Here is a 7,865-nt window from a genome sequence, read left to right as displayed (position 1 = left end):
CCTTGTCTCAATCTAAATTGAAACGACTATAGTTTTGCTGCGGCCTTGGACTGTATCGGTATCGTCTGCGACTTGCTGCTTTGTCTTATTCTGTGTGCTTCGACTATAGCATCCGGTGCGGATGTGCGGCAGATATAAAAAGCCGTCTGAAAACGGCTGTTTTCAGACGGCTTTTTTCGGGCAGGTGGCTTAGAAGTTGTAGCGCAGACCGGCGTTGACGCCGTATTGGTGGACTTTGGCGTCAGCGACTTTGCCCAGGTAGTTGTATTCGATACCGGCATTGGCGGCCAAGTTGTTGGTCAGCTGGTATTGCGCACCGGCCAGAGCGCCGATGCCGATTTGGGTTTTATCTTCGGATGCGCTGGCGGAGCTGTTGCCTACCACGGTGCGGGTATCGATATCCAGGCGGTTGAGGCCAACGCGGGCGCCGACATACGGGGTCAGGGCGGAGGCGTTGTGGAAGTCGTAAATGCCGGATACGCCGACAGAGTGAGCGGAAACTTCGGCGTTATGGCTGAAGTTGTCGCCGCTCTCGGAATTTTTCACTTTGCCCATGTAAGTGTAATCGGCGGCTACGCGTGCTGCGCCGAAATCTTTACCTACGGATACGCGACCGGTCGGCTTGGTGTCTTTCACTTTGCCGGTATCATTTTTGGCTTCCAGGCGGGAAGCGCCGACGTCGCCCTGTACATACCAGCCGTTGGCGGCGGCAGCGCCGGACAAACCGGCCAATACAGCAGTCAATAACAGTTTTTTCATGGTGTTACTCCGTAAATAATCATTGGGAATGGGGTTTGGACTACGCCTTAACCTTGGATTCATCATACACAGTTTTCACGCCGTTTCGCACATCTGCCGCGCTAAATCGGGTAAAGGGCGGCGGGTAGCGGCTAGGGGGTTGAATTTTATGGCTTAAATATGTTGCTCTGCTGCAACATGGGCGGCTAATGACGTCACTGAATATTTACGCTTTTTGAAAAGGCCGTCTGAAAAATGCTTGTTTACGGCATTTTTCAGACGGCCTTTGCGGGTTTAATCGCGGGCGGCCTGCTGCACGATGTCGGGCGTCAGTTTGTTGAGACAGTCGGTATGGCCCAGCGGGCATTCGCGTTTGAAACAGGGGGCGCAGTCTAAATTCAGGCTGACGATTTCGGCTTTGGGGGAAAGCGGCGGAGTGTGGTCGGGGCTGGACGAGCCGTACACGGCGATGACTTTTCGGTCGAGCGCGGCGGCCAGGTGCATCAGGCCGCTGTCGTTGCAGACCACGGTTTCGGCGCAGGCGAGTAAGTCGATGGCTTCGGATAGGCTGGTTCGGCCGCAGAGATTGACGCACAGGCCGTCTGAAAGCCGGTTGATTTCGTCGGCGATGTCGAAATCTTTTTGCGAACCAAACAGCCACACCCGCCAGCCTTGCTGCAGATAGCGGCGGCCGAGTTCGGCAAAATGGCGGGCGGGCCAGCGTTTGGCCGGGCCGTATTCCGCGCCGGGGCAGAAGGCGATCACGGGCTTATCGGTGTTTAAGCCGTGTTTGGCGAGCGCGGCCTGCTGGCTTTGCGGGTTGATTTGGAAACGCGGGTTGTCGGAATGGCCGTTGAAATCGGCTTGGCTCGGGTGCGCCAGCGCGGTGTAGCGGTCCACCATCAGTGGCAGGGCGGCTTTGTCGAGCTTGCGGATGTCGTTGAGCAGCAGATAGCGCGATTCGCCGACATAGCCGGTGCGCTTTTTGATGCCGGTGGCGAAGGCGATGATGGCGGATTTGAGCGAGCCGGGCAAAACGATGACTTGGGTGTAACCCTGTTTACCCAATTCGCGCCCGACCTGCCAGCGTTTTTTTAAATCCAATGCACCGTGGCCGAAGGGATTTTCAAAAATCCGGCTGATTTCGGGCATACGCTCGAACACGGCCATCGACCATTTGGGGGCGAATACATCGATGGTGCAGCCGGGATGCAGCTCGTGCAGGCGGCGGTAGAGCGGCTGGGTCATCACGCAGTCGCCGATCCAGCTGGGGGAGATAATCAGGATTTTTTCGGACATGGTGGGGGCATCGGATAATCGGGGGTTTATTGTCGCATAAAACACAAAGCCCTCAAACTTGGATTTGAGGGCGCGTGTGCCTTTGCGGGCGGTGTGTTGGCTGCCGGTCAGTGGGCGTGTGCCGCGCCGCCGTGGTCGTGGTTATGCGCGGCGGGTTTGGGTACGTTTTTCACCGGAATCTGTACGGTTTGAGATTTGGCGTGCTTGAATTTCAGGGTCACGGGTACGGTTTCGCCTTCTTTCAGCTGGCGCTTCAAGCCCATAAACATAATGTGGTAGCCGCCGGGCTTCAGTTCGGTGTTTTCACCTGCGGCCAGCGGTACGCCGCCTTTGACTTCGCGCATACGCATCACGCCGTTGTCGTTGACATGGGTGTGCACTTCGACGCGCTCGGCTACGGGGCTGCTGCCGCCGAGCAGGAAGTCGGCTTTTTTATTGTCGTTGTGGATGTTCATGAACGCGCCGCCCATTTTCATGCCCTCTACGGTGGCACGCGCCCATTGGTCTTGGATATGGATGCCTGCTGCGGCCGCGCTGCCGCATACGCCTGCCAATACGAGGGTGGCCAGTAATTTTTTCATGTCGCATTCCTTTGTGTGGATAAGGGATGGCGTCATCTTACAGCGAAACGCACGCTTTGAACATTGATTCAGATTAAATATATATTAAATCTTTGGTATTAATACTAAAGAATTAGAAAAGGTTGAGGCCGTATTCGCGCCACAGGGCAGAAAACCAGGCAATGGCCACCAGCAGCAAGGCCAGAAGCTGCGCGGCGGACGCGGCATCTTTCGCGCGCTTGGCCAGCTCGTGCCGCTCGGTGGAGGTGTGGTCGACGGCGGCTTCGATGGCGGTATTGAAAAGCTCGGTAATCAGTGAGATAAACGAGGTCATAATCAGCAGCAGGCGGGTGGTCGGGCCGAAGTCCAGCCAAAAGGCCGCCGAGGTCAGCAGCGCATGCAGCAGCAGCAGCTGGCGGAACGCGCTTTCGTGGCGGAATGCGGCGGTCAGGCCGTCAACGGAATAGCCGAAGGCATTGATGATGCGGGTCAGGCCGGTTTTGCCTTTTTTGGCGGCGGCGTAAGAATGTTTGTTCATAGCGGGAAAGCGGCTTAGGGAAGGCAGCGGCGGGCAGGGCGGGCCGTCTGAAAATCAGGCCGTCTGAAAACGTGCGGCCTGTTGTGCTGCAATGTCTCACAGCAGGCGCGGCGGATTTTCAGACGGCCTGCGCAACGGTTCAGCGCGCCTGCGACCAGGCGGCAACGGTATCGGCAAACAGGGCGGCCACATCAAAACCTTTCTGCTTCATGATTTCCTGGAAGCCGGTCGGGCTGGTGACATTAACCTCGGTCAGGTTGCTGCCGATGATGTCCAAACCGGCCAGCAGGATGCCGCGGCGTTTGAGTTCGGGGGCGAGGGCTTCGGCGATTTCGCGGTCGCGCGCGCTTAATTCCTGCGCCACGCCGCGCCCGCCGGCGGCCAGATTGCCGCGTGTTTCGCCGTTTTGCGGAATGCGGGCGAGGGCAAAGGGCACAACTTCGCCGCCGATAACCAAAACGCGCTTGTCGCCGTCAACGATTTCGGGGATATAGCGTTGCGCCATGATGGTGCGGCTGTCGAGCTGCATCAGCGTTTCCAAAATGCTGCCGGTATTGGGGTCGGACTCGGTGAGACGGAAAATGCCCATGCCGCCCATGCCGTCGAGCGGTTTGACGATGATGTCGCCGTGTTCCGCCAAAAAGGCGCGCACGTCGGCAGAGCGGGTGGTTACCAAAGTCGGCGCGGTAAAGCGGGCGAAGTTTAAAATCGCCAGTTTTTCGTTGAAATCGCGCATGGCCTGGCCGCTGTTGAATACTTTTGCCCCCTGCGCTTCCGCCAGCGTCAGCAGCTGGGTGGCGTAGAGATACTGCATATCGAAAGGCGGGTCAGTACGCATTATCACGGCATCGAAATCGCGCAAGGCCGTCTGAATTTTGGCGTGTGCGGTAAACCAGGCGTGGTCGTCGTCGCTTTTCGCGCCGAGAAAGTCAAACGGCACGGCCTGCGCGGTCACGACGCCCTGCTGCACGGAAAGCTCGCCGCTCAAGGTGTGGAACAGCTGCCAGCCGCGCTGCGCCATTTCGCGCATCATGACGTAGGTGGTGTCTTTATAGGTTTTGAAGCTCGCCATCGGGTCGGCGATAAAGAGGACTTTCATAATCGTTCCTTGTGGCAGGCGGCGTTTAGGCCGTCTGAAAAACGCGGGGCGCGTCAGTTCGGCAGGTAGGGCATGGGATCGACGGCTTTACCGTTAATCCGCACTTCAAAATGCAGCTTGACGCGCTCGGCATCGCTGCTGCCCATATTGGCAATCACCTGGCCGGCGCGGACGCTTTGGTTTTCGCGCACCAGCAGCGTGTCGTTGTGAGCGTAGGCGGTGATGGTGTTGCTGTTGTGGCTGATGAGAATCAGCTTGCCGTAGCCGCGCACGCCTTCGCCGACATACAGCACTTTGCCCGCCGCAGCGGCTTTGACGCTCTGGCCGGGCAGGCCGCCGATGTCCAAGCCTTTATTGGTTTGGGCGTTGTAATAGCGGATGATGTTGCTGCGGGCGTTGTCGGTCGGCCATTGCAGCGACAGGCGGTTAACCGGCGTTACGGTGCGCGCGCCGGCGACAGAGCTTGTTGCGCCCGAAGCATTGCGGCGGACGCGCAGAATCTGGCCGACTTCGATTTTGGAAACGTCGCTGAGATTGTTCCACGCAGCCAGCGTGTTGACGCTCTGGCCGTAACGCTTGGCGATGCGGTAGAGCGTGTCGCCCGGCTGCACGCGGTAGTGGCCGTCGGGTACGATGCGGGTGGCGGTCGGCGCGGTTTTCTTGGCAGATGTGCCGCTGCCGGCGCAGGCGGCCAGCATCGTCAGGGCAGCCGCCAGACATACGGAACGGGCGGCGTGTGTAAAGAAAAAAGCGGTTGTATTCATAGGGCGTAAGGATAGCAAACTTCCCGCCCGCGCTGCACCCCCTGCGGCCGCCCTTACTTTTTTTTACCCCTGCCGTCCTTACCGTATTTCACATTTTCCGCTCTTGCAATAAACGTGGCGCGGCTTTATTTTATAAGCTGATATAGTCGGAGAAATTAATTTCTCCAATTAATTTCTCCGACTATAATAACGCGCAGAGTTTTGTTGCGGATTGATGAACAGATAAGGAACGATTGATGCAATTTTTCGGTATCGGCTTTTTGGTGCTGCTGTTTTTGGAAATCATGTCCATCGTATGGGTGGCCGACTGGCTGGGCGGCGGGCTGACCCTGCTGCTGATGGTGTTGAGCTTTGCCGGCGGCGTGCTGATGCTGCGGCACACGGGCTTGTCGGGCGTATTACTGGCGGGCGCGGCGGTACGCAGCGGGCAGGATATTTCGCTGTATCAGATGCTGTGGCCGATCCGCTATGCGCTGGCGGCGCTGCTGCTGCTCAGCCCGGGCTTTGTTTCAACCGCGGTGGCCTTGCTGCTGCTGATTCCGTTTAAAGGCAAACCGGTGGCGCAAACGGCGGCGTTCGGCGCGCAGGGGCAGGCTAATCCGTTTGCCGCGCAGGCGCGCCAGGACGATGGGGAAATCATCGAAGGCGAATACACCGTAACCCGCGCCGACCCCTCGGCCAAACAGCAAGATTATATCGAACACAAGCGCGATTAAGGCTGCGGCGCAAACGTAAGGCCGTCTGAAAAGGAAATATTTTCAGACGGCCTGTTTATTTGCGGGCGGTCAATGCTATACTTACAGGCTGTTATTCCCGATATTCCTATGATATACAGTGGAGGTGCGCGCAAATTGCGCCCTGTACTATTTTGCGCCGCTTCATAAATATAGGCGTTTGTGAAACATAAAACGGCCTGTGCGCCGCGTTTCACGTTGACTGCCCGATGATACAATGCCCGCCCGCTGCCCTACGGCGGCGGCATGCCACGACACACGGAAGAGCATAATATGAGCCGAATTCAGCAGACTTTCGATGCCCTCAACGGGGCAAAAGCCCTGATTCCCTACATCACCGTCGGCGACCCCGATACCGACACCACGCTGGCGCTGATGCACAGCCTGGTGGAAAACGGCGCGGATATTTTGGAACTGGGCGTGCCGTTTTCCGACCCGATGGCCGACGGTCCGACCATTCAGCGGGCGGCCGAACGCGCATTGGCGCAGGGCGTGTCGCTGGCCGACGTATTGGTTACGGTGCGCCGCTTCCGCGAAAGCAACCAAACCACGCCCGTGGTGTTGATGGGTTATCTCAATCCCGTGCACAAAATGGGTTACGCCGAATTTGCCCGCGCCGCCGCCGAAGCCGGTGTGGACGGCGTGTTGACCGTTGATTCGCCCGTAGAAACCATCGCGCCGCTGCAAAACGAATTGCAGGCCAAGGGCATCGACTGCATCTTCCTGATTGCGCCTACCACCACCGAAGAACGCATCCGCACCATCGCCGCGATGGCGGGCGGCTTCGTGTATTATGTCTCCCTGAAAGGCGTAACCGGCGCGGCCAGCTTGGATACGGAAGCAGTTGCGCGTAAAATAGAGCTTTTACGCAAATACATTTCCATTCCGATTGGCGTGGGCTTCGGCATCAACGATGCCGAAAGCGCCCGCAAAATCGGCGCCGTGGCTGATGCCGTGATTGTCGGCAGCCGCATTGTGAAAACGATTGAAGACCATGCCGGCAACGAAGCCGCCGTCGTCGGCAGCTTGGTTAAAGAGCTGAAAAACGCCATTCGTTAAACATACTGCGCCCGCCGGTACGCGCCGCCGGGCCGTCTGAAAACGGCTCCCGCCATGCGGCGCGGGCCTTATCCGAATATAAAGGAGCTTCCATGAGCTGGTTAGACAAAATCCTGCCGCCGAAAATCAAACGCGAAGACAAAAGCGAATCCAGCGTTCCCGAAGGTTTGTGGCACAAATGCCCGTCTTGCTCGGCTACGGTGTATTCGACCGAGCTGAAACAAAACCATTCTGTCTGCCCGAAATGCGATTACCACAATCCGCTGTCGGCACGCGAGCGCCTGAACCTGCTGCTGGACGAAGAGGGCCGCGAAGAAATCGGCGCAAACGTCAAACCGACCGACCCGCTGAAATTCAAAGACAGCAAAAAATACCCCGACCGCTTAACGGCGGCGCGTAAGCAAACCGGCGAAGACGATGCGCTGGTGGTAATGAAAGGCACGATGGGCGGCCTGCCTGTGGTGGTGGCCGCGTTTGAATTCCGCTTTATCGGCGGCTCGATGGGCTCGGTGGTGGGCGAACGCTTCGTACAGGGCGTGCGCCGCGCCGCTGCCGACGGCTGCAGCTTTATCTGCGTGGCCGCTTCGGGTGGTGCGCGTATGCAGGAAGGCGTCAACTCGCTGATGCAGATGACCAAAACCAGTGCAGCGCTGCATCTGCTGTCGGAAAAACGCCTGCCCTTCGTTTCGGTATTGACCGACCCGACCATGGGCGGCGTATCGGCCAGCTTTGCCTTCTTGGGCGACGTGGTTTTGGCCGAACCGAATGCCTTAATCGGTTTCGCCGGCCCGCGCGTGATTGAGCAGACCGTGCGCGAAACGCTGCCGGAAGGCTTCCAGCGTGCTGAGTTCCTGCTGGAAAAAGGCGCTATCGACCAAATCGTCGACCGCCGCGTGATGAAACAGCGTATTGTGGACTTGATTACATTGCTGATTCGCAAAGAGAAAAACAAAGTGGCCTGAGCAGGCCGTCTGAAAAAAGCCGTCTGAAACTCAGACGGCTTTTTGTATGTTTGGCGCGTACATTCCGATACAGGGCGGGCCAGCGCCGTAGCAGAAATTACGCTCCGACTAT

Annotated in this window: 9 protein-coding genes; 3 read left to right on the top strand and 6 right to left on the bottom strand. The window is 57.9% G+C overall.

Translation table 11 applies throughout. The annotated features are described in order from the left end of the window. Positions 1 to 189: 189 nt before the first annotated feature. The 6 genes from BDE01S_RS06390 to BDE01S_RS06365 form a co-directional block, all read right to left on the bottom strand. On the bottom strand, positions 190 to 759 hold the full coding sequence (locus BDE01S_RS06390) for an opacity family porin (RefSeq protein WP_066078926.1): 570 nt from the start codon (positions 757 to 759) through the stop codon (positions 190 to 192). A 273-nt stretch (positions 760 to 1,032) separates the two neighbouring features. After that, complete coding sequence (gene waaF / locus BDE01S_RS06385; protein WP_066078923.1) at positions 1,033 to 2,037, bottom strand: lipopolysaccharide heptosyltransferase II; 1,005 nt, start codon at positions 2,035 to 2,037, stop codon at positions 1,033 to 1,035. Between the two features lie 107 nt (positions 2,038 to 2,144). Next, the gene (locus BDE01S_RS06380; protein ID WP_066078922.1) at positions 2,145 to 2,618 is read right to left on the bottom strand and encodes a copper chaperone PCu(A)C; all 474 of its coding nucleotides are present in this window, start codon (positions 2,616 to 2,618) and stop codon (positions 2,145 to 2,147) included. Between the two features lie 112 nt (positions 2,619 to 2,730). Beyond that, positions 2,731 to 3,135, bottom strand: a complete 405-nt coding sequence (locus BDE01S_RS06375; protein WP_066078919.1) for a diacylglycerol kinase — start codon at positions 3,133 to 3,135, stop codon at positions 2,731 to 2,733. Positions 3,136 to 3,274: 139 nt separating this feature from the next. Further along, positions 3,275 to 4,234: a glutathione synthase gene (gene gshB / locus BDE01S_RS06370; protein ID WP_066078916.1), complete on the bottom strand. Its 960-nt coding sequence runs from the start codon at positions 4,232 to 4,234 to the stop codon at positions 3,275 to 3,277. Between the two features lie 53 nt (positions 4,235 to 4,287). Continuing rightward, positions 4,288 to 4,998 (bottom strand): peptidoglycan DD-metalloendopeptidase family protein, encoded by a 711-nt coding sequence (locus BDE01S_RS06365; RefSeq protein ID WP_066078913.1) that lies wholly within the window; start codon positions 4,996 to 4,998, stop codon positions 4,288 to 4,290. Between the two features lie 236 nt (positions 4,999 to 5,234). Between BDE01S_RS06365 and BDE01S_RS06360 the strand changes: the two genes are divergently transcribed. The 3 genes from BDE01S_RS06360 to accD all read left to right on the top strand — a co-directional run bounded on the left by BDE01S_RS06360 (position 5,235) and on the right by accD (position 7,753). Then, positions 5,235 to 5,714 carry an FxsA family protein gene (locus BDE01S_RS06360; RefSeq protein WP_066078910.1) on the top strand — a complete coding sequence of 160 codons (480 nt, stop codon included), beginning with the start codon at positions 5,235 to 5,237 and terminating at the stop codon, positions 5,712 to 5,714. Positions 5,715 to 6,005: 291 nt separating this feature from the next. Beyond that, positions 6,006 to 6,791: a tryptophan synthase subunit alpha gene (trpA, locus tag BDE01S_RS06355; RefSeq protein WP_066078907.1), complete on the top strand. Its 786-nt coding sequence runs from the start codon at positions 6,006 to 6,008 to the stop codon at positions 6,789 to 6,791. 92 nt (positions 6,792 to 6,883) lie between these two features. After that, the gene (gene accD, locus BDE01S_RS06350) at positions 6,884 to 7,753 is read left to right on the top strand and encodes an acetyl-CoA carboxylase, carboxyltransferase subunit beta (protein WP_066078903.1); all 870 of its coding nucleotides are present in this window, start codon (positions 6,884 to 6,886) and stop codon (positions 7,751 to 7,753) included. The last annotated feature ends 112 nt before the right edge of the window (positions 7,754 to 7,865 follow it).

It is taken from the genome of Bergeriella denitrificans NBRC 102155 (genome assembly GCF_001592185.1).
In the GTDB taxonomy this organism is placed as follows: Bacteria; Pseudomonadota; Gammaproteobacteria; order Burkholderiales; family Neisseriaceae; genus Neisseria; species Neisseria denitrificans.
Note: the sequence above shows the minus strand (reverse complement) of the source record. Positions and strands in the feature narration are given on the sequence as shown.

Bases quoted from the DNA above. Each gene is read 5' to 3' on its own strand.
- BDE01S_RS06390 (WP_066078926.1), bottom strand. From the start codon at position 759: ATGAAAAAACTGTTATTGACTGCTGTATTGGCCGGTTTGTCCGGCGCT.
- waaF (WP_066078923.1), bottom strand. From the start codon at position 2,037: ATGTCCGAAAAAATCCTGATTATCTCCCCCAGCTGGATCGGCGACTGC.
- BDE01S_RS06380 (WP_066078922.1), bottom strand. From the start codon at position 2,618: ATGAAAAAATTACTGGCCACCCTCGTATTGGCAGGCGTATGCGGCAGC.
- BDE01S_RS06375 (WP_066078919.1), bottom strand. From the start codon at position 3,135: ATGAACAAACATTCTTACGCCGCCGCCAAAAAAGGCAAAACCGGCCTG.
- gshB (WP_066078916.1), bottom strand. From the start codon at position 4,234: ATGAAAGTCCTCTTTATCGCCGACCCGATGGCGAGCTTCAAAACCTAT.
- BDE01S_RS06365 (WP_066078913.1), bottom strand. From the start codon at position 4,998: ATGAATACAACCGCTTTTTTCTTTACACACGCCGCCCGTTCCGTATGT.
- BDE01S_RS06360 (WP_066078910.1), top strand. From the start codon at position 5,235: ATGCAATTTTTCGGTATCGGCTTTTTGGTGCTGCTGTTTTTGGAAATC.
- trpA (WP_066078907.1), top strand. From the start codon at position 6,006: ATGAGCCGAATTCAGCAGACTTTCGATGCCCTCAACGGGGCAAAAGCC.
- accD (WP_066078903.1), top strand. From the start codon at position 6,884: ATGAGCTGGTTAGACAAAATCCTGCCGCCGAAAATCAAACGCGAAGAC.